The 17,883-nt window shown below is 63.1% G+C and carries 20 protein-coding genes, 1 tRNA gene and 1 pseudogene; 11 read left to right on the top strand and 11 right to left on the bottom strand.

The features are described 5' to 3' along the window. Nucleotides 1–11 precede the first annotated feature (11 nt). The gene (locus ACODNH_RS16075) at nt 12–785 is read right to left on the bottom strand and encodes a fumarylacetoacetate hydrolase family protein (protein ID WP_306705915.1); all 774 of its coding nucleotides are present in this window, start codon (nt 783–785) and stop codon (nt 12–14) included. Nucleotides 786–948: 163 nt separating this feature from the next. Between ACODNH_RS16075 and ACODNH_RS16070 the strand changes: the two genes are divergently transcribed. The 4 genes and pseudogenes from ACODNH_RS16070 to ACODNH_RS16055 all read left to right on the top strand — a co-directional run bounded on the left by ACODNH_RS16070 (nt 949) and on the right by ACODNH_RS16055 (nt 4,918). Next, nucleotides 949–1,683, top strand: coding sequence for a prephenate dehydrogenase/arogenate dehydrogenase family protein (locus ACODNH_RS16070; protein ID WP_434530562.1), 735 nt, complete (start codon nt 949–951; stop codon nt 1,681–1,683). Beyond that, nucleotides 1,680–3,140, top strand: a complete 1,461-nt coding sequence (locus ACODNH_RS16065) for a small ribosomal subunit Rsm22 family protein (RefSeq protein ID WP_306705911.1) — start codon at nt 1,680–1,682, stop codon at nt 3,138–3,140. Before ACODNH_RS16070 ends, ACODNH_RS16065 begins: the two co-directional genes overlap by 4 nt. 36 nt (nt 3,141–3,176) lie before the next feature. Further along, nucleotides 3,177–3,953: pseudogene (surE, locus tag ACODNH_RS16060) on the top strand (5'/3'-nucleotidase SurE); the annotation flags it as partial. A 41-nt stretch (nt 3,954–3,994) separates the two neighbouring features. Next, a complete protein-coding gene (locus ACODNH_RS16055; protein WP_306707472.1) occupies nt 3,995–4,918 on the top strand; it encodes a DMT family transporter in 924 nt (307 codons plus the stop codon). A gap of 11 nt (nt 4,919–4,929) precedes the next feature. Here ACODNH_RS16055 and ACODNH_RS16050 read toward each other — a convergent pair whose 3' ends face one another. The 3 genes from ACODNH_RS16050 to ACODNH_RS16040 all read right to left on the bottom strand — a co-directional run bounded on the left by ACODNH_RS16050 (nt 4,930) and on the right by ACODNH_RS16040 (nt 7,897). Beyond that, nucleotides 4,930–5,616 (bottom strand): DUF7504 family protein, encoded by a 687-nt coding sequence (locus tag ACODNH_RS16050; protein WP_434530561.1) that lies wholly within the window; start codon nt 5,614–5,616, stop codon nt 4,930–4,932. Further along, nucleotides 5,613–6,530 carry a GAF domain-containing protein gene (locus ACODNH_RS16045; RefSeq protein ID WP_434530560.1) on the bottom strand — a complete coding sequence of 306 codons (918 nt, stop codon included), beginning with the start codon at nt 6,528–6,530 and terminating at the stop codon, nt 5,613–5,615. Before ACODNH_RS16045 ends, ACODNH_RS16050 begins: the two co-directional genes overlap by 4 nt. Nucleotides 6,531–6,646: 116 nt before the next feature. Further along, nucleotides 6,647–7,897, bottom strand: coding sequence for an alanyl-tRNA editing protein (locus ACODNH_RS16040; protein WP_434530559.1), 1,251 nt, complete (start codon nt 7,895–7,897; stop codon nt 6,647–6,649). 222 nt (nt 7,898–8,119) lie between these two features. Here ACODNH_RS16040 and ACODNH_RS16035 point away from each other — a divergent pair, with 222 nt between their 5' ends. Next, nucleotides 8,120–8,248, top strand: a complete 129-nt coding sequence (locus ACODNH_RS16035) for a hypothetical protein (RefSeq protein WP_306705901.1) — start codon at nt 8,120–8,122, stop codon at nt 8,246–8,248. 389 nt (nt 8,249–8,637) lie between these two features. On the opposite strand, the gene ACODNH_RS16030 is transcribed toward ACODNH_RS16035, so the two are convergent. The 4 genes from ACODNH_RS16030 to ACODNH_RS16015 form a co-directional block, all read right to left on the bottom strand. Beyond that, nucleotides 8,638–9,036: a hypothetical protein gene (locus ACODNH_RS16030; RefSeq protein ID WP_306707470.1), complete on the bottom strand. Its 399-nt coding sequence runs from the start codon at nt 9,034–9,036 to the stop codon at nt 8,638–8,640. 62 nt (nt 9,037–9,098) lie between these two features. After that, nucleotides 9,099–9,911, bottom strand: coding sequence for an HD domain-containing protein (locus tag ACODNH_RS16025; protein ID WP_306705899.1), 813 nt, complete (start codon nt 9,909–9,911; stop codon nt 9,099–9,101). Between the two features lie 46 nt (nt 9,912–9,957). Beyond that, complete coding sequence (locus ACODNH_RS16020) at nt 9,958–10,425, bottom strand: peroxiredoxin (protein ID WP_306705897.1); 468 nt, start codon at nt 10,423–10,425, stop codon at nt 9,958–9,960. Nucleotides 10,426–10,484: 59 nt separating this feature from the next. Continuing rightward, nucleotides 10,485–10,730 (bottom strand): hypothetical protein, encoded by a 246-nt coding sequence (locus ACODNH_RS16015; RefSeq protein WP_434530558.1) that lies wholly within the window; start codon nt 10,728–10,730, stop codon nt 10,485–10,487. A 537-nt stretch (nt 10,731–11,267) separates the two neighbouring features. Here ACODNH_RS16015 and ACODNH_RS16010 point away from each other — a divergent pair. From ACODNH_RS16010 to ACODNH_RS16000, 3 genes are all read left to right on the top strand, one after another. After that, nucleotides 11,268–11,504, top strand: coding sequence for a twin-arginine translocase TatA/TatE family subunit (locus ACODNH_RS16010; RefSeq protein WP_306707468.1), 237 nt, complete (start codon nt 11,268–11,270; stop codon nt 11,502–11,504). 77 nt (nt 11,505–11,581) lie between these two features. Further along, a tRNA-Arg gene (locus ACODNH_RS16005) sits at nt 11,582–11,655 on the top strand. A 278-nt stretch (nt 11,656–11,933) separates the two neighbouring features. After that, nucleotides 11,934–13,565, top strand: coding sequence for a GMC family oxidoreductase (locus ACODNH_RS16000; protein ID WP_434530557.1), 1,632 nt, complete (start codon nt 11,934–11,936; stop codon nt 13,563–13,565). Here the strand turns inward: ACODNH_RS16000 and ACODNH_RS15995 are convergent. The 3 genes from ACODNH_RS15995 to ACODNH_RS15985 all read right to left on the bottom strand — a co-directional run bounded on the left by ACODNH_RS15995 (nt 13,562) and on the right by ACODNH_RS15985 (nt 15,424). Further along, nucleotides 13,562–14,140 carry a metal-dependent hydrolase gene (locus ACODNH_RS15995; RefSeq protein WP_434530556.1) on the bottom strand — a complete coding sequence of 193 codons (579 nt, stop codon included), beginning with the start codon at nt 14,138–14,140 and terminating at the stop codon, nt 13,562–13,564. The genes ACODNH_RS16000 and ACODNH_RS15995 overlap by 4 nt on opposite strands. Nucleotides 14,141–14,224: 84 nt before the next feature. Beyond that, nucleotides 14,225–14,677 carry a transporter gene (locus tag ACODNH_RS15990; RefSeq protein ID WP_306705876.1) on the bottom strand — a complete coding sequence of 151 codons (453 nt, stop codon included), beginning with the start codon at nt 14,675–14,677 and terminating at the stop codon, nt 14,225–14,227. Between the two features lie 48 nt (nt 14,678–14,725). After that, the gene (locus tag ACODNH_RS15985) at nt 14,726–15,424 is read right to left on the bottom strand and encodes a chemotaxis protein CheC (protein ID WP_306705875.1); all 699 of its coding nucleotides are present in this window, start codon (nt 15,422–15,424) and stop codon (nt 14,726–14,728) included. Between the two features lie 254 nt (nt 15,425–15,678). On the opposite strand from ACODNH_RS15985, the gene hisC reads away from it, so the two are divergent. Genes hisC through ACODNH_RS15970 form a run of 3 tightly spaced genes read left to right on the top strand, consistent with a single transcriptional unit; the run spans nt 15,679 to nt 17,869 of the window. Next, nucleotides 15,679–16,761 (top strand): histidinol-phosphate transaminase, encoded by a 1,083-nt coding sequence (gene hisC, locus ACODNH_RS15980; RefSeq protein ID WP_306705873.1) that lies wholly within the window; start codon nt 15,679–15,681, stop codon nt 16,759–16,761. Further along, nucleotides 16,758–17,264: an adenylate kinase family protein gene (locus ACODNH_RS15975; RefSeq protein ID WP_306705871.1), complete on the top strand. Its 507-nt coding sequence runs from the start codon at nt 16,758–16,760 to the stop codon at nt 17,262–17,264. Before hisC ends, ACODNH_RS15975 begins: the two co-directional genes overlap by 4 nt. After that, nucleotides 17,261–17,869: a CDP-alcohol phosphatidyltransferase family protein gene (locus ACODNH_RS15970; RefSeq protein WP_306705869.1), complete on the top strand. Its 609-nt coding sequence runs from the start codon at nt 17,261–17,263 to the stop codon at nt 17,867–17,869. Before ACODNH_RS15975 ends, ACODNH_RS15970 begins: the two co-directional genes overlap by 4 nt. Nucleotides 17,870–17,883: the final 14 nt, after the last annotated feature.

The raw sequence follows: 17,883 nt of genomic DNA, 5'->3' as shown, positions 1-17,883 counted from the left end.
CGACTGGCCGCCTATGGAATTTTGACGCTGTGTTTGAGCGTCCCGATACCTTCGATTTCGACTTCGACTTTGTCGCCGTCCTCCATCGGGCCGACCCCTTCTGGCGTCCCTGTGGCGATGACATCGCCGGGCTCTAGGGTCATGTACGAAGTTATCTCCGCAATTAGCTTGGGGACGGAGAAGATGAGGTGCTCGCGGGAGGAGGACTGTTTCGTCTCGCCGTTCAGTCGGAGTTCGATGCTGGCGTCCTCCGGGACGTGCTCCGGTGTGGCCACGAGCGGGCCGATCGGGCAGGCGTTGTCGAAGGCCTTCCCGCGGACCCAGTTCTGTTCCCGCCGCTGGTCGTCGCGGTTGGAGATGTCGTTGACGCAGGTGTAGCCCGCGACGACGTCCATCGCGCCCGATTCGCTGACGTTCCGGCATTGCTCGCCGATGACGACGCCGAGTTCGGCCTCGTAGTCGATGCGTTCCTTCCCCGAGGGCATCGTGAGGTGCTTGCCGTGGGACGCGACGGCGTTCGGGGCTTTGAGAAACAGCATCGGCCGGTCCGGGACGTCCGAGTCCATCTCCTCGGCATGGTCGGCGTAGTTGCGCCCGATACAGACGACTTTCGTCGGCTCGCAGGGCGGGAGGATGTCTACCTCGTCGGGGTCATAGGATTCGTCGCCGAACGCAATACGGCCGTACGGTCCGGCGGCGGCGGTGACGACGGGCTCGCCGTCCTCGACGGTCCAGCGACCGCCGCGAACGTTCCCCCCAGTATCACGGAATCGAACGCGCTTCATGTCACCGTTCTCTCAGGGCCGACGGATAAGCGTTTAGGAGGGGGAAACCGGACCACAGCGGGCTGTTCGACGGCTGTCTACCCGACTATCGTCACCTGCGGTGTCGCGGCGAGCAGGCGTGTGACCGAACGGCTTTTGAGACGGGACGGGCTACGCTGGGCCGATGAACGTCCTCGTCGTTGGCGCCGGCGCGATGGGCCAGTGGTTCGCACGTACGGTCCAAACCCACGCCGACGTGACCGTCGCCTTCACCGACCTTGACCAGTCGGCCGCTGAAGCCGCTGCGAACGCGGTCGGCGGGCGCGCTGTCGCCAGCGACGCGGCTGAGACTTTCGATGTTGTCTGTATCGCGGTGCCGATGCCCGTCGCCGAGACGGCTATCAACGAGTTCGCGCCGTGTGCTACGGATGCAATCGTTGACGTAACGGGGAGCATGGCAGGCCCTGTCGCAGCAATGCGGGACGCGATGCCCAATGGCCAACGACTCAGCCTGCACCCACTGTTTGCCCCCGAGAATGCGCCCGGGAACGTCGCCGTCGTCGCCGACGCGTCGGGTCCCGACGCCGAGGCTGTCGTCGACGCACTCACCGCAGCCGGGAACAACTGCTTCGAGACGACGGCGGCAGAGCACGACGAAGCCATGGAAACGGTACAGGCCAGCGCCCATGCCGCCGTACTCGCGTTCGCGATGGCCGCCGCCGACGTGCCTGACCGGTTTCAGACGCCGATTTCGGCAGGCCTGTTCGACCTCGTCGAGCAGGTCACCGGCGGCGACCCGCGGGTGTATTCCGATATTCAGCGGACATTCGACGGCGCGGACGCGGTCGCCGACGCCGCCAGCGAACTCGCCGACGCCGACGCAGATACCTTCGAGCGGCTCTACGAGCAACTCTCATGAACCAGGACACACGCCAGCAGATACGCGACAACGCCCAGTACCTCCGGAACGTCCGGCCGCTGGACCCAGAGGAGCTACACGAATATGTTGAGGGCCAGCCCCACCCCGCCGTCGTCAAGCAGGTACTTCGAGAGGAGGCGTTCGACCTTGGCATCGTCGAACAGGAAGACGGAACCTTCGTCCCGGCGCCCGAGGAACGGCTCTCGGTGGACTTCGACGGCGTCGACCAATTCCCCGACAGCTACGAACAGGAGGTCATCGACCTGCTGACAGAGTGGGGCGGGCTGGAGTGGCACAGCGGTGACAGCGGTGACGAACTCAGGGAACGCATCCGCGACATCAAGGAGCGGTACCTGCAGGGGCAAGCCGTCGAATACGACGAGCTGAGCGCGCTTGGCTACGCCGTCTACCACCTGCCAGACTACTACGCCGTGGCGAAGTACGTCCTCGCAGACCTCGCCGCTGACGGCCTGCTCCCGTCACAGCTCCGAGTGCTGGACGTGGGGGCCGGCGTCGGTGGCCCGGCGCTCGCCCTGCGCGACCTGCTCCCCGACGACGCCCTGCTGGACTACCACGCCGTCGAGCCGAGTGCCGCTGCGGACGTGCTAGAGAGCCTATTGGACGACAGCGGCCAGAACGTCCGCTGGGAGATCCACCGAACGCTCGCCGAGGAATTCGACCCGTCGTCGCCACTTGTCGGCGACGACAGCGGTGGCGGTGCCGATGACAGCGACACCGACACCGAGGGCTACGACCTCATCATCTTCGGCAACGTCCTCAGCGAACTCGACGACGCGGTGGCGACCCTCTACCGGTACGTCGAGGCGCTTGCCGACGACGGGACGTTGCTGGCGCTGGCTCCGGCCGACCGGAACACGGCCATACAGCTCCGAACCGTCGAGCGCGAGGTGGCTGACGGCGGCCCGGCGACGGTGTACGGGCCGACGGTGCGGCTCTGGCCCCACCAGTCTCCCGACAGCGAGTCGTGGTCGTTCGACCGGAAACCGGACATTGAGGTGCCGACCATGCAGCAACGTCTCGATGACCCCGCGGGCGGGACGGGCGAGTTCGTCAACACGGACGTGCAGTTCGCCTACAGCGTTCTGCGAACCGACGGCAAGCGAGAGCACGACGTGACGCCGGACCGGGGCATCCACGCACCGATGGCCGACGCCGAGAACTACGTCACTGACCGGGTGAACTTCCTCGGCGTCAAACTCAGCCACGACCTCGCCGAGCGGGAGGGCGCAAATCCGCTGTATCTGCTTGGGGACGGGAGTCAGAAGGTCGATCACTTCGCCGTGCTCACCGAGGCGTCGATACTGAACGAGGACATCCGAAAAGCCGACTACGGCGACCTGCTGTCCTTCGAGAACGCGCTGGTGCTGTGGAACGACGACGAGGAAGCGTACAACGTCGTCGTTGACGGCGAGACAGTCGTCGACCGGGCCCGCTAGCGGTGGGCTTTTCTCGCAGACGGCCCCACGGAGCGTATGGACGAGCCGACGATTCTGCTGACGAACGACGACGGCATTGAGAGCGCCGGCCTCCGGGCGGTGTACGATGGTCTCTCGACAGTCGGCGACGTGACCGCTGTCGCCCCGGCGGAGGACCAGAGCGCGGTTGGTCGGGCTATTTCCCACGAAGTGACCGTCCACGAGCACGAACTCGGCTATGCCGTCGAGGGGACGCCTTCGGACTGCGTTGTGGCGGGGCTCGAAGCGCTCGTCACCGACACCGACCTCGTCGTCGCGGGCTGTAACCGCGGGGCGAACCTCGGCGCGTACGTTCTCGGCCGCTCAGGGACCGTCAGCGCCGCTGTTGAGGCCACCTTCTTCGACGTGCCGGCAATGGCCGTCTCGATGTACATCCCGGTCCGCGAGGACGCCGCCTTCGCCGATATCGAAGCCAACGGCGACAGCTACGACGAGGCAGCAAAAGCGACGACCTACCTGGCCGACCACGCTGTCGACGCCGGTGTGTTCGAGCAGTGCGACTACCTGAACATCAACGCCCCCGTTGCCGAGTGGGGCGACGCACAGATGGCGGTCACACGACCGTCCCACCTCTACGAGATGGACGCTGTGCAGGATGGTGACGCTGTAACGCTCCACGACCGGATCTGGGAACACATGGCCGAGGGCGACATCCCCGACCCCGAGGGGACCGACCGCCGTGCCGTCGTCGACGGAAAGATCAGCGTCTCGCCGCTGACCGCCCCCCACACGACGGAACACCACGAAGCACTCGACGCCATCGCAGAGACGTACGAACCGGGCGACGACAGTGGGGCGGCTGACTCGAGCGGACGATGCGGTTCCGCAACGCCATCCTCTTCGTCGCGCTCGCAGTCGCCTGGGGCAGCGCCTTCACCGCGATCAAGGCAGGGCTAGAGTACTTTCCACCAATCCTGTTTGCGGCGTTCCGGTACGACCTCGCCGGCCTGTTGATGCTCGGCTACGCGGTGTACGCTACCGACCAGTGGGTCCCGAAGAGCCGGACCGACTGGATCGTCGTGGGTATCGGTGGGTCACTCCTGATCGCCGCGTACCACATCTTCCTGTTCGTCGGTGAACAGGGAACCACCAGTGCCGCTGCCGCTATCGTCGTCAGCCTCTCACCGATTCTTACGACCGGGTTCGCGCGTGCGTTCCTCCCGGATGAACGGCTCACAACGCTGGGCATCGTTGGTCTCCTCGTCGGGTTCGTCGGTGTCGGCGTTCTCAGCAACCCCGACCCGGGGAACCTCCTCGACCCCCGAACTGTGTCGCTGTTTCTGGTCTTCCTTGCGACCACGTCCTTTGCCCTCGGGAGCGTGCTGACCCGCCGGTTCGACGACAACCTGGAGATAGAGACGATGGAGGCGTGGTCGATGCTGCTCGGTGCGGTGCTCATGCACGGCATCAGTTTCGGTGTCTCCGAATCGGTTGCCAATGTTCAGTGGACTGCTGAAGCCGTGCTGGCCCTGCTGTATCTGGTTGTCGTCGCCAGTGCGCTCGGCTTCCTCATTTACTTCGACCTTCTGGAGCGGCTGGGCCCCATCGAGATCAATCTCGTCTCCTACGCCGCACCGGTCGTCGCCGCCGCCACCGGACTGCTGTTCCTCGGCGAGACGCCGACGGTCTACACGGGTGTCGGATTTATCTGCATTCTCATCGGCTTCGGGCTGTTGAAACGGGACGCACTGCGAAACGAGGTTGCACGGTTCAACGGGACGCCGAACCGGGGCGATTGAGTCCCGCGTTGCTATTCGGACAGGGTGAACGGCTGCCAGCCGCTGGGCTGGTCTGGCAAACCGCGGACCCGGAGTTCTCCATCACCCGTGCCGCTCTCGGACTCTCTGACCTCGATACGCCCGTCTGCGACCTGGCTCAGCGTGTTAACCGCCTTCGTGTCATGGGTCGTCGGATCGATAGCGAGCACACCGAGGCCCCCGGCGCTGTCGATGCGACCTGAGACGGTCTGTGCAAACTGGAACAGCGCCCGCAGGTCGACGTACATCGACAGCGATGAGAGGCTTATCAGCCCAGTCCGGACACGACCGTGTTTGACGGTGCCGTACAGCCCCTCGTACAGTGCCGAGAACTTCATCCCGATGCCGGTCAGATCACTCTGTGTCGAGACGTACTTCACGCGCTCGCCCAGCACGGACTGCGCGGCGTCTTGCCCGCTACAGTCGATGACCCCCATTCTGGTGTCGTCAAACGACGGTTGGGTCTGCCGACAGGCGTTCAACAGCTTTTCGGCGGTCATATTCGTCGAAATGTATAGCATCCCCTCCTCGGCGTCGCTCCCGCCGGCGACGAGCGTTCGTGCGACGGCCTCCGCCCGACTGAGGGCCGGCCCAGCGACAAGGACGATGGTCCCCGGATCGATCGGGTTGATTGGGATACCGTCGGCGAATTCGTAATCACCACCAGTCTCTGTGGTCATTGCGCTCCCCCCGTGTCGCCGGCGACGCTATCCAGCCGCGAGTGGAGTTCGATGAGGTCGATCGCGACATCGGCGAGATCACGGAGGTACGCCTTGTCGGCTGCCGAGAACTCCCGTGGATTGTCATCATACACACACAGCGGCCCGATGACCAGCCCATTCGACGTGATCAGGTTTGCTCCCATGTACGCCCGGATACCCATGCTGAGGAGCGTCTCGCTCCGGGTCTCAAAGCGAGGGTCTTCCGTGACATCTTCGACGGCCATCACGTCATCGTCTTCGAGAATGGTAAACGTGCAGATAGAGTCCTCGCGGTCCATCGACTCCCAGTCCTGAGCGTCGCCGTAGCAGGCCAAGAAATCTTGGCTGTGTTCGTTGATGATGTTTATCGAGGCCCGATCAACATCGAAGTGGTCAGCCGCGAGGTTGGTAGTTCGGTCCAGCGATGCCAGCAGATCCGGGCTGTCGAGGTCATACGACCGGAGCGCCGCCAACCGCTCGGTCTCGTTTTGTGGGACGGGATACGTCGCCTGAACCCGCGTCTCGATAGTCTTCCCCAGCAGTTGCGAGAGGCGCTCCGATCCAAAAATCGAATTCTTACCAACGTACTCCGTAATCGAGCCACGAAGCTCCGTAGTATCGATGGTGTCCGGGTCGGTGTCGGTGTAGAGGATACACCCGGCGTCTGGACAGGCCGTCTGTGCCGCCCCGATGAGGTCAAACCCGGTGCCGTTGGGGAGCTCGTACTCGGTGATAATTGCCGCAGTGTCCGTTGTCAGCTCGGCCTCTGCGTCGGCCAGCGACCCAGCCGTTTCGAAGCGGAGGTCCTGGTCCGCCAACTCCGACTGGATCTTGTCGACCGTCTCCTCGCAGACGTCCTCGTCCGGGTCCACACAGAGAATGCGATGTACCATCGTATCTGGTGTGAGATTCCTGCCGGCAGGGATGTACGTACTGGCCCAGCTATCAACCGCGAAAACGGGAGCAGAGCCGATTGCGAAGCGAATGGCCTGGACGCCTGTTTCACCCGTCAATCCACGTTTCCAGGGATGTCTTTGAGAAAAGCGACGATGTTATCGCCATCAGCGCTGAGTCCACCGCCCTGTGCGACTGTTGGTCGCCCGCCACCGCCGCCACCGAACTCTGTGGTCACCTGATCGACCACCTCGCCGGCATCGACGCCGCCGGTCGTACCGACACCCAGATACTGGCCATCGGCGTCCACCAGCGCGGCCACGTCGATGTCGTCGTCGACGGCGGACTCCGCCCGGTCAGCAAGCGCGTTTGCGTCGAGGCCGGCCACAGTCCCGACGAGCCATCGCTGTCCGTCTACTTCGACGGCAGCATCACGCAGTTCCGCGAGACGGGAATCGACCAGACGCTCCTGAAGGTCCGATACCGTGTTCCGGAGGTCGTCGCACTCCGACTGGAGTGCGTCGACAGCATCCGGGAGTTCAGTAACGTTCGTATCCAGCGACTGGGCGGCAGCCATCGCCCGCTCGTGCTCAGTCGCGCGCTGGCGGATCGCTCGCGGCCCGACAGCGAACTCAACGCGCGTCAGGCCTTCGCCGGGGTTGGACCGACCGAGGACTGTCACCGGCCCGATCTCTCGCGTGTTCCTGACATGTGTCCCCCCACAGGCGGCTACGTCCCAGTCTTCGATGGTGACGACACGGACCGTCTCGCCCTCGGTTCCCTCTTCGGTCTTCGTGTTGAACGCGATATCGTCGCGACCTAGTGCCTCGTCGCGCGGAATTTCTTTCCAGGTCACGTCGTAAGATTCCCAGACGGCGCGGTTGGCCAGCCGCTCGAGTTCAGTGAGTGTCTCGTCGTCGATTTCGGTCGTCGTTTCGAAATCTACCCGCACCTTCCCAGTGATAGCCGGCCCAAAGTCGTCATCACCGGCGTCTTCTGGAACCGTCGCGCTGATGTCGAAGCCGCCGTAGCCGAGATCCGACAGCAGCCGGCGACCAGCGCCATAGAGGACGTGACTGGCCGTGTGGGCACGCATGCAGTACGTTCGAAACGCCGTGTCGATCTGACCCTCGACTGTCTCGCCCGGGTCGAAGGCCGGCGGTTCGGCCAGTTCGTGGACGATATCGCCGTTTCGATGCTGGACGTCGACGACCTCAACGCCACCGAGAGTTCCCCGATCCGCCGGCTGGCCGCCGCCTTCGGCGTAGAAGTACGTCTCCGTTAGCACGACGGCAGTCGTCTCGATGCGGTCGACGGTCGACGTGAAGTTCGTCACAGTGGGCTCGGCTGCGGCTGTTCCCGTCATCAGGCGTGGCTACGTCGGCGTGCACAAAAACGTCTAGGCGAACCCCGGACGGTCGTCTGGGGCCAACCGGCCGACAAGCGCGCAGCCCTCGTGTGTATCGAATCAGTAGTGGGTGACTGACGCCGCCTTCACAGTTATCGGTGGCATAATCCACTGTGTGTCACTGTATCCGTTCCCGATATAGTGCTACTAATTAAGTACGGACAGTGACGCTTACAGTTCATGCTTGGGAGTGGGGTCCAATCGATACTGCTCTGGCTGGTGGTGGGCTGGCTGTTCGCAGTTGGGCTGTTTCTGGCGCTTCTGTACGCGTCCGGCAGGCGAGACCGGCGTGAGCAGGCCCGCGCGTAAGTGAGTGCCTGTGCAAGCCGAACGGTGTGACCGGTGCGTCTGACGCTCGGCTGACGGGCAATCAGTGTCGGCGTCGAGTCGTGCGGTTTTCACTTTCACCGTGAATTAGCCGATTATAAGAGTCTCGGTGTTCTGTCTGGCAATATGATGGAGCGATTACGCCGGGTCGTAGGGACTCGACAGCAGTCACATCTGGAGTGTCGACGCTGTGGAACCACCCTCGAAACGGACGGAACATCCTGTCCGGCCTGTGGCTCCAGTGATATTGTGCGGTACGACCTCTGACCGCGGTCTCGGCCGGCCATTCTGCTTGTTTCCGTCTTCAAAACGCTGACAATCAGATCGTCCGAACCCTCGCTCAACGGCGAGAGAACAGGCCAATAGAGCACTTATTGTTCGACAGCTTCCCACATGTCAGACGAGATTTTCGCCTCAGAATTATCTGGATGTGTCACCGTCAGTCGGTCGCTAGACTCGATAGCGATGAGGTCGACAGTGTTACTTTCCGTGTGATTCCGCGTCGGGTACGTAAACGGCCGTGACCGCGTTGGAAGGTCGCTGATCGACGGGCACTCCGGCGGCGCTACGACATCGTCAGCGAACCCATCCGTGTGAATCTTTGACTGTGGCTTGTCTCGACCACGTCTATCAAACCACTCAAAACATCGCTCCCCAAACGAGATGGTCTCAATGGCTGAGCGCACGCGGTACCTAACTCGGTCCAGAAGTGAGGGTGACGACACGTTGCCGTCGTCCGCCCGCTTCCGGGCACCCCGTGGCTCATCCATGGGTGTGAGACTCATGAACATAGCTAGGGAAGCACGGTACAAAACCGTTGTGTCGGTCCGGTTTAGAGTTCGATTCGTTCGACGATCTGGTTGCCGTCCTCTCGGGTGTTGAGCGCGACGATACGGACGTGTTCCTCCAAGCCGGAGTCCTTGAGTTTAGCCTTCAGAAGGTTATCGACCTGATAGACGCCGGCTGCGTTGTTCATTGCGATTTCGACGAGGACAGGATAGTCGTCGCCCAGGCTCAGCGTCACCGTCTCAATAGCCTGGCTGGAAACGGTGTCGATACCGCGACCGCCACGCTTGTACGGAATGCGTGAACGGCCGCGCTCCATGTCCAGCGCGTCAGCGACGCGGACAACGCCGGCTTCCAGCGTCAGCGGCTTTTCCTCGGTGTGATGGCAGAGAATCGCATGGAGTACCTCACCTTTCACCTGAACCGCCTGACGAATATCGTAGAACTCATCGAGCAAGTCATCGAGAATATCGGCGGCCAGCGGAATCGAGTAATACGGATGGGAATCGCGGTGGACAACGTGCCCGATGTCGTGTAGCGTCGTCGCAAGTGCAATAATGACAGCCTCATCGGCCTCATCGAGGCCGTGGTCGGCTGCACCGTTGAATTCGACGCCGGCCTGCTTGAGGAGGTCATACAGACACAGCGCTCGGTTTCGAACGATGCCAATGTGTTTCGCGCCGTGATCGTTGTACTGCTTGCGCGCGACGGGGTTGATGTTCTGGGCTTCGAGATACGCCTGGATCTCCTCGTCAGCCGTGATGGTGTCGAGAACTGCATTCAGTCGCCTGTCCGGGAACGCATGGTCCGCCTCGGGATCGTAAATACGACCGCTGGTATCGTCGCTATCAACGCTCATACCACAACCCAGACGACCCACCGCGAAAAATCCCCCACCGGCGCGATCAGGTGGCGGCGTCGATAACTTCGTCGTAGTCCGGTTCGACGCCGGGGTCGTCGCTGACCCAGGCGTACGTGACTTCTTGATTTTCGTCGACAACGAAGACAGCTCGCTTTGCTACGTTCGGAACGCCGAGTGCCTCGAAGTCCATCGAAATGTCGTAGGCATCGACGATCTCCCGCCCGGAGTCACTGACGAGGTCGAACTCAAGTCCCAGCTCGTCCCGGAACGCGTTCTGTGAGAACGGTGTGTCGATGCTGACACCGTACAACGTCGCCCCCGCCTCGGTGAGTTCGTCGAGTCGGTCCTGAAACGAGTTCATCTCGTGACTGCAAACGCTGGTGAATGCGCCCGGGAAGAACGCGAGCACAACAGGCCCGTCGGCGAGCGCTTCGGACAGCGTTAGTTCGTCAACGTCGCCGTTTGCGATCGGTGCCGTGAAATCAGGCGCAACGTCTCCAACTGAGACCATATTGCCGAGTTGACCCAGGCGAGTAAAACCCTTTCCGACCTGACCGAGTCCGGGCGCGATCAGAACTGTGCGAACTTCGCCGTGACCTCATCGATCCACTCCGGCAGTTCGCGGTCCGCAAGTGTCCCGTCAGCGCCACGGGTCGTGACAACATCGGCGATCTCACCCTCGCGCGTGATATCGAGTCGCCACACTCCATCGGCCTCAATATCGACCCGAACAATGTCCTCCCCGACGGGTTTGATCGGTCGAATGGTTACTTCTTCCCCGCTCCTGACTTCCATCGTGTGACTATCGGCCGGCATCTGGTATCTCTGAGCGCCCGATAGCAGTTATATCCCCGGGCGGCGGCATCCATCCGAGACTGTGCCCGGTGCGCGGCAGGTTAACAAACGAATAATGAATTGACAGGACGGTGTTGCCAGTGATGCGGGTGCGAACCCGCAGACGGACAGCACAAACGTAGGACACAGCCACGCAAACCGTGTCACCCGGGCACCCCAGCTATCAATCTGGTCCCGTGGACATGGTGTAGTCTCTCTGTCGACGTGCCGACCCAGACCAGCGATATGGAACGGCCGGAGACCTGGTGCCTCGTATTGCCCCGTCCGATCCACACCCCACTGCCGGGCCTCGCCGACAGTTCCCGGCGAGGCCGCTTCCACAGGCTGAGTGGGTACGCCTCGTCTGTGCTACATGTCCTGTATCTGACCGGCAGCAGCACAGCGTCAGTCCACTGGCAGTGAATCACCCAGTTGGCCGTCCTGAGCAAAAAGGTTATAATAGCAACCACGTAACCTTCGGATACAATGTTAGGGACATCCGCAGTACTGTTCCCGGGGATGCCCGGGACGACGGAGATGATGGTCATCCTCCTCATCGCCGTCCTGCTGTTCGGCGCGAACAAGATTCCAAAACTAGCGCGGTCGACTGGCGAAGCCATGGGCGAGTTCCAGAAGGGGCGCGAAGAAGTCGAACAAGAACTCGAAGAAATGCGTGACGGCGCTGCAGAAGGGGCCGACGCGTCTACCGTGGACTCGGCCGAATCGACCGAAACGGCGACGGAAACCGAGACGTAATCTCGACCACTTCTCCGTTTTTAGCGGGCGATAGTGATAACGAAAGGATTTTTCACCGCTCAATCGACCACCCGGTAGGGCGTGTGGCCTAGTGGACCAGGGCGAGGGGTTCCTAACCCCTAGAACGCGGGTTCGAATCCCGCCACGCCCGCTTTGTGGTTTCTCGCATCCGCTCGAAACACACTCGCGGCCGTGGCGTAGTTCGCAAACGCTTCGCGTTTGCTCACTCCCGACACGCCCGTGCAGCGACCGAAGGGAGCGAACCGGCATGGCGGGATTCTAATCAGGGAGGTCGCGCGCAGCGAAGCGAGCACGTCCGACCCGGTGAGTTAAACGATGCGAGTAGCGTCCATCGCAGCCGACGTGCATACAGCCCACAGCACCTGAGATGCCAACGTATAAGTTTAGGCTTACCTAACTCCTGCTGAAATGGACCGGGAGCCGTCCGAGCGGGCGGATGTCTGTGTCATCGGGGCCGGGCCGGCAGGGGCACTCATCGCGAGCCAACTCGCCAGCGTCGGACAGAACGTGGTCGTGCTGGAGGCCGGGCCGCGGTTCGACAGGTCGAACCGAGAGCAGCAGATGGAAGAGGCGATCCGACCCGGCGACCACGGCTCTGTCTGGGATATGGGCGGCGACCGCGACGCGTTCAGTGCGAGCGGTGAGCGGCACTACCCGCTGAACATCTCACGGGTCAAAGGCGTCGGCGGGTCGACGCTGCACTGGCAGGGGATGGTGATGCGGCTGCACCCCTCGGATTTCGACGGCAGTCACGACACCGACGATCCGGCATGGCCGATCAGCTACGATGACCTGCAGCCGTACTACGCCGACGCCGAGCAGGCGCTGGGTGTCGCTGGTGACGCAGACAACCCCTTTGCACCGCCGCGAGACGGTGCGTATCCGTTGCCCGGGTTCCCGCCGTCGCACAGCGACTCGTTGTTCGCCGAGGCCTGCGAGTCGTTGGGCATCACGATGCACTCCGTGCCTAACGCCCGGAACTCGGAACCGTACGATGGCCGGGGGCCATGCGTCGGCTACGGGACCTGCCAGCCGGTCTGTCCCTCCGGCGCAAAGTACGACGCCAGCGTCCACATCGAAGACGCCGAAGCCGAGGGAGCCAGGGTCATCGACCGGGCGCCGGTCCAGCGCCTCGTTACTGATGCCGACGGACGCATCGAAGCAGTCGTCTACGCGACGCCGGACGGGACTGAACACCGCCAGACGGCCCGCGAGTTCGTCATCGCGGCGGGCGGCGTCGAGACGCCGCGACTCCTTCTCCTGTCGGCTGACGACGATCACCCGGACGGGCTGGCGAACAGTTCGGGACTGGTCGGGCACTATTTCATGGATCACCTGTTCGCTGGGGCAGGCGGCACGCTCGGCCGTGAAACGCGTCAGAACCACGTCGGCTTTCTCACAAGCGAGTGCCACCAGTTCTACGACGACCCCGGGCAGGCAGTCGAGCATGTCGCGGACGGCGAGACGGTCGTTTCGGCGACCGACGAGACGCTGTCACCGCTGAAACTGGAGTTCCTGAACTACGCTGGCCCATCACCGGTCGAACTCGCGCTCTCCGGTGAGGAGTGGGGCGATACGTTGCTGTCGAGCCTCCGCGAAAGTTACGGCAACAGCATTGCGATGGGCGGACTGGTCGGCCAGCCGCCACGGAAGGAGAACCGCGTAACGCTGGACACGTCAACGACGGACGACCACGGCAATCCAGTTCCAGACATTCAGTGGTCGTGGGGTGACCGGATAGAGCGATCGCTGACTCGTGCGAACAAGATTCAACACGCCGTGCTGTCGGAGCTGGGCGCTGACATCTCGTGGACGGTCGGGCCGGCTGACACCGGGCCAGCGTACCACCACATGGGCACGACGCGGATGGGAACGGATTCCGACAAGAGCGTAGTCAACCCACAGTTGCAGACCCACGACGTGGCGAACCTCTCGATTGCGTCCTCGTCGGTGTTCGTCACTGCCGGGTCGATGAACCCGACGTTGACCATCGCCGCGCTCGCACTGAAGTGCGCGGACCACGTCTCCGAGCGGCTTTAGTCCGCAGACTCGGTGAACACTGCTTTGCTCCGGCGAGTGACTTCCCGGAAACCGGGTGCGCCGTGTGCGAGCCACACGGCGACGGCGAGGCCGAACAGTCCGAACTGAAACAGGACGTACGGTTCGAATGAGAGCGAAGCGAACTGCTCAACGAAGGAGGTGTCGTTGGCGTACGGTGGCGGTGGCTGGAGCGGCCAGACGAGAAAGCGCAGCCACTGTAACTGTGTCAGGTCGCCGCCGAGTAGCCCTGCCACCGCTGTCGGGCTCATATCGGTCAGGATGTGTACGAACGCGCCGAGCATGAAAGCCGTCGACAGGTCCGTTCGGCGATATCGGACCGCGAGTCGGTGCAAGACCACTGTGAGAACGAGGAGGGTGAACACGGAATGGGCAAGCGACCGCCCGGACGGCAAGACGCCGAACGTCCAGGCGAAGGGCTTGTCGATCAGGTCCGGGAACTGCGACCCCACCGCCAGCGCGGTCAGCGTGGCCGCCGTCTGGCGACGGGTCGGGTCAAACCGAGTGTACACAACGTAGACGAGGTAAGCGACGGCGAGATGTCCCCACGGCCACATTGTGCACTGATATGCCGGATGGTGATTTGTATCTGCTGATACAGGTATGCGTGAGGAGTAAGCGGTAACTGATATCTCGGCCGTTCAGTACAGGCCGAGAATGGCGCCAGCGTCGAGCAAGAGGAGAATTGACACAACAGACGCGCCCAGCAGGAACGGGCGTGCGTTCCGGGCCGGTTCGCGTACCTTCTGCTGGTCGAAACCGTCGCTGAGCTTCGACGCGCCGACCTCGACGAGGCCAGCCAGAATGAACCACAGGACGATCATCGTGATGACGAGGTGCCCGCGACCGGTTCCCGTCAGCGATTCGGCGGTGTAGCGGGTCGCTGCCAGATGCCCACCCGTCAGGAACAGGAGCGTCGCACTCGCCCGTGACACTGTCTGAAGCTTCCCGGTAATCGACGACAGCGGTCCCGGCGAGGAGTCGCCGTTCATCGCTGTCGGGAGAACAGCGTAGGTCATGAACAACACGGTGCCAGCCCACAGCGCGGCGAATATCAGGTGTACCCCGAAGACAGCCGCGTTTACGACACTCATATGCGGCGGTTGGACGCGACCCCCTTCAACGTCGTGGGTTCGGTACGGCTACTCCGAGGAATCGAAGGCATCGAAGGCGTCCACGTCTGCGGACATGTCGAGTTCTTTGACCGCATCGGTGTCGGCCGAGATGTGCGTTTCGCGGTCGGTGTCGTAGTCCAGTTGGTCGATGAGGTGGACGAACGAGCCGGGATCGGGGATGAGGAAGATGCGGAGCGAGAACGCGACGTCGCTCTCCTTGATGTCGACGAGCGAGTCGAGCACGATAGTCAGTGAGTCCCGGCGAACGTGTGAGAGCGCCTTGTCGGCGATCTCGGTCGCGTCGTCCTGTACGACCGTCGGCGTCCCCATATTGATTGTCGCGTTCAGCGTGTTCGCGATGCCGTCGATGAAACCCGAGGTGAGGATGTTGCACATTTCCTGAAGCGCGGACTCGTGGAGCTGTGTGAACCCATCGTCAACGCTGGAGCCGGTCATCAGCTCCGCGATCTCCGCGGCCGTCTCCGTCTCGAAGGTCATCAGGAAGACACCGTACGGCGGCTCCGTCAGTCGGACACGAGCGCTGTAGATGGTCCCGCCACCCATCTCAGTGGCGATGTCCTCCGGCTGGACAAACGAGAGGCTCTTGATCTCGACGGCGGCGTCGACCCCGGCCAGCGTCGCCAGCGAATCGGCGACCTGTTCGGCTCCGTCCTGAATGAGTCTCGTAATGAGCGTGAGCTTCCGAATATCGATGAGAAGCGGCATTGCACAGTATCAGTACCTGTGATGTGTTACCGTTTTCGGTAGATACAGGGTCGGCAACTCGACGATGACCCACCGTAACGCTCATTACCACTGACTGACAGGGATTCGGTGGGGAGCGTGCTATTCCGTGTCTTACCCGTCATCGACGGGTTTCGCACGGGAAGCCGCCAGCGAATTTCTATGGGTCTGGCTGGGGAGCCACGGCCACGCCCGATGTGAGCACGCTTAAGCCGCCCCGTCCGTTTTGCACAGCCATGGAACCACGGGACCTCTCCGCTCACACTGTCTATCGGGCAGGTCGCGGTATCGAGGAGGTCGCCCGGGAACTCGGTCTCGACCCGGACGACATGGTGAAGCTGGCGTCAAACGAGAACATGTTCGGACCGAGCCCGGACGCTGTCGAGGCGATTCGCGGGTCCGCCGAGCGGATGCACTCCTATCCGAAGGCCTCCCACGCCGATCTTGTGGACGAGCTGGCGGATATGTGGGACGCCACGCCCGAACAGGTGTGGCTGAGCAACGGCGGCGACGGCGCGCTGGACTGCCTCGCCCGAGCCATGCTCGACCCCAGCCAGGACGTGCTTGTCCCGTCGCCGGGCTTCGCGTACTACGGGATGAGCGCCCGCTATCACCACGGCGAGGTCAATGAATACACGCTCTCGAAAACCGATGATTTCGCCCAGACCGCCGACACCGTCCTGAAAGATTACGACGGCGAGCGAATCGTCTACCTCACCAGCCCGCACAACCCGACCGGGGCGGAGTTCACGACCGACGCGGTCCGGACTATCGCCGAGGAAACCGACGAGCAGACCCTCGTCGTCGTCGACGAAGCCTACGGTGAGTTCACCGAAATGCCGAGCAAGCGGCCGTTGCTGGACGACCGCGACGACGTTGCGCTCCTGCGGACGTTCTCGAAGGCGTACGGGCTCGCGGGGATTCGACTCGGCTACGCGGTCGTTCCCGAGGACTGGGCCGACGCCTATGCCCGCATCAACACGCCGTTCTCGGCCAGCGAACTCGCCTGCCGTGCCGGGCTGGCGGCGCTCGACGATGACGAGCACGTCGAGCGGTCCGTCGACACCGCTGCGTGGGCCCGGGAGTACCTCGCCAAGGAACTCAACGCGCCGACCTGGGACAGCGCGGGGAACTTCATCCTCGCGGAGGTCGGCGACGCGTCGGCCATCGCGGATGCCGCCCAGGAGCGTGGTGTCATCATCCGCGACTGTTCCTCGTTCGGCCTCCCTGAATGCATCCGTATCACCTGCGGAACGCGCGAGGACACGGAACGAGCCGTCTCGGTACTGAACGAGGTCATTGAGGTGGTCGAGGCGTGAGAGTCGCCGTTACCGGAACGCCCGGGACGGGCAAGACAACGGCAGTGGAACACCTCGATACAGGTCTCGACACGCTCCACCTCAACGACGTGATCAAAGACGACGGGTTCTCAACGGGCATCGACGAGGACCGTGGAAGCCTCGTCGCCGATCTTGAGGGGCTGTCCGAGTGGCTGGACGGCCGTGACGACGTGCTGTTCGAGTCCCACCTCGCGCACCACTTCGATGCCGACCGGGTGATTGTGCTGCGAGCCCACCCTGAAACCATCGTTGAGCGGCTCCGGGAGCGCGGCGACGACGATTCGAAGGCCTACGAGAACGCGGAGTCGGAAGCACTCGATGTCATCCTCGGCGAAGCCGTCGAGGAGCACGGCATGGACTCCGTCTATGAAATAGAGACAACGGACCGGGACCCCGACGAGGTGGCACAGGAGATTCAGGCCGTCGTGGCCGGCGAGCGCGAGCCGAGTGCGGGGACCGTCTCCTACATCGACTGGCTATGACGCTCGATCAGTTCCGCCCGCTGGCTGACCGTGCGCTCGGCCCGTTCGTCAGCGCTGCCAAGATTGTTGGACTCTCCCCGAACGGTGTCAGCGTCATCGCGTTCCTGCTGGCCCTCGGTGCGGGCGGGGTGTACGCTGTCGCGGCGCAGGAACCCCTGCTGTATCTCGGCGGTGCCGTCCTCGTCTTTCTGAACGGCTGGCTCGACCTCGTGGACGGCGCGCTCGCGCGGGAACTCAACGTCGCGTCATCGGGCGGTGACCTGCTGGACCACGTGCTGGACCGCTACGCCGACATCGGCATCATCGTCGGCCTCGCCGCCGGTGTGAGCCAGTGGGAACTGGGCATCGCCGCCGTCACCGGCGTCCTGATGACCTCTTATCTCGGGACGCAGGCACAGGCGGTCGGCCTCGACCGCGTGTACGGCGGCCTGCTCGGTCGCGCCGACCGGCTTGCACTCGTCGGCGTTGTCACGGGCGTTGCGGCGTTCGTTCCGACCGCACTGGCCGGATTGACGCTGGTCGGCTGGCTACTGGTCGTGTTCGCCGTCGTCGGCCACGTTACCGCCGTCCAGCGGTTTTATCACGCGATGGCCGCGCTGGAGTAGCCAGCGCACCATTT

Source organism: Haloarcula sp. NS06 (assembly GCF_051122755.1).
GTDB lineage: Archaea > Halobacteriota > Halobacteria > Halobacteriales > Haloarculaceae > Haloarcula.
The sequence above is the reverse complement of the archived record's forward strand: the minus strand, read 5'-3'. Positions and strand labels throughout refer to the sequence as shown.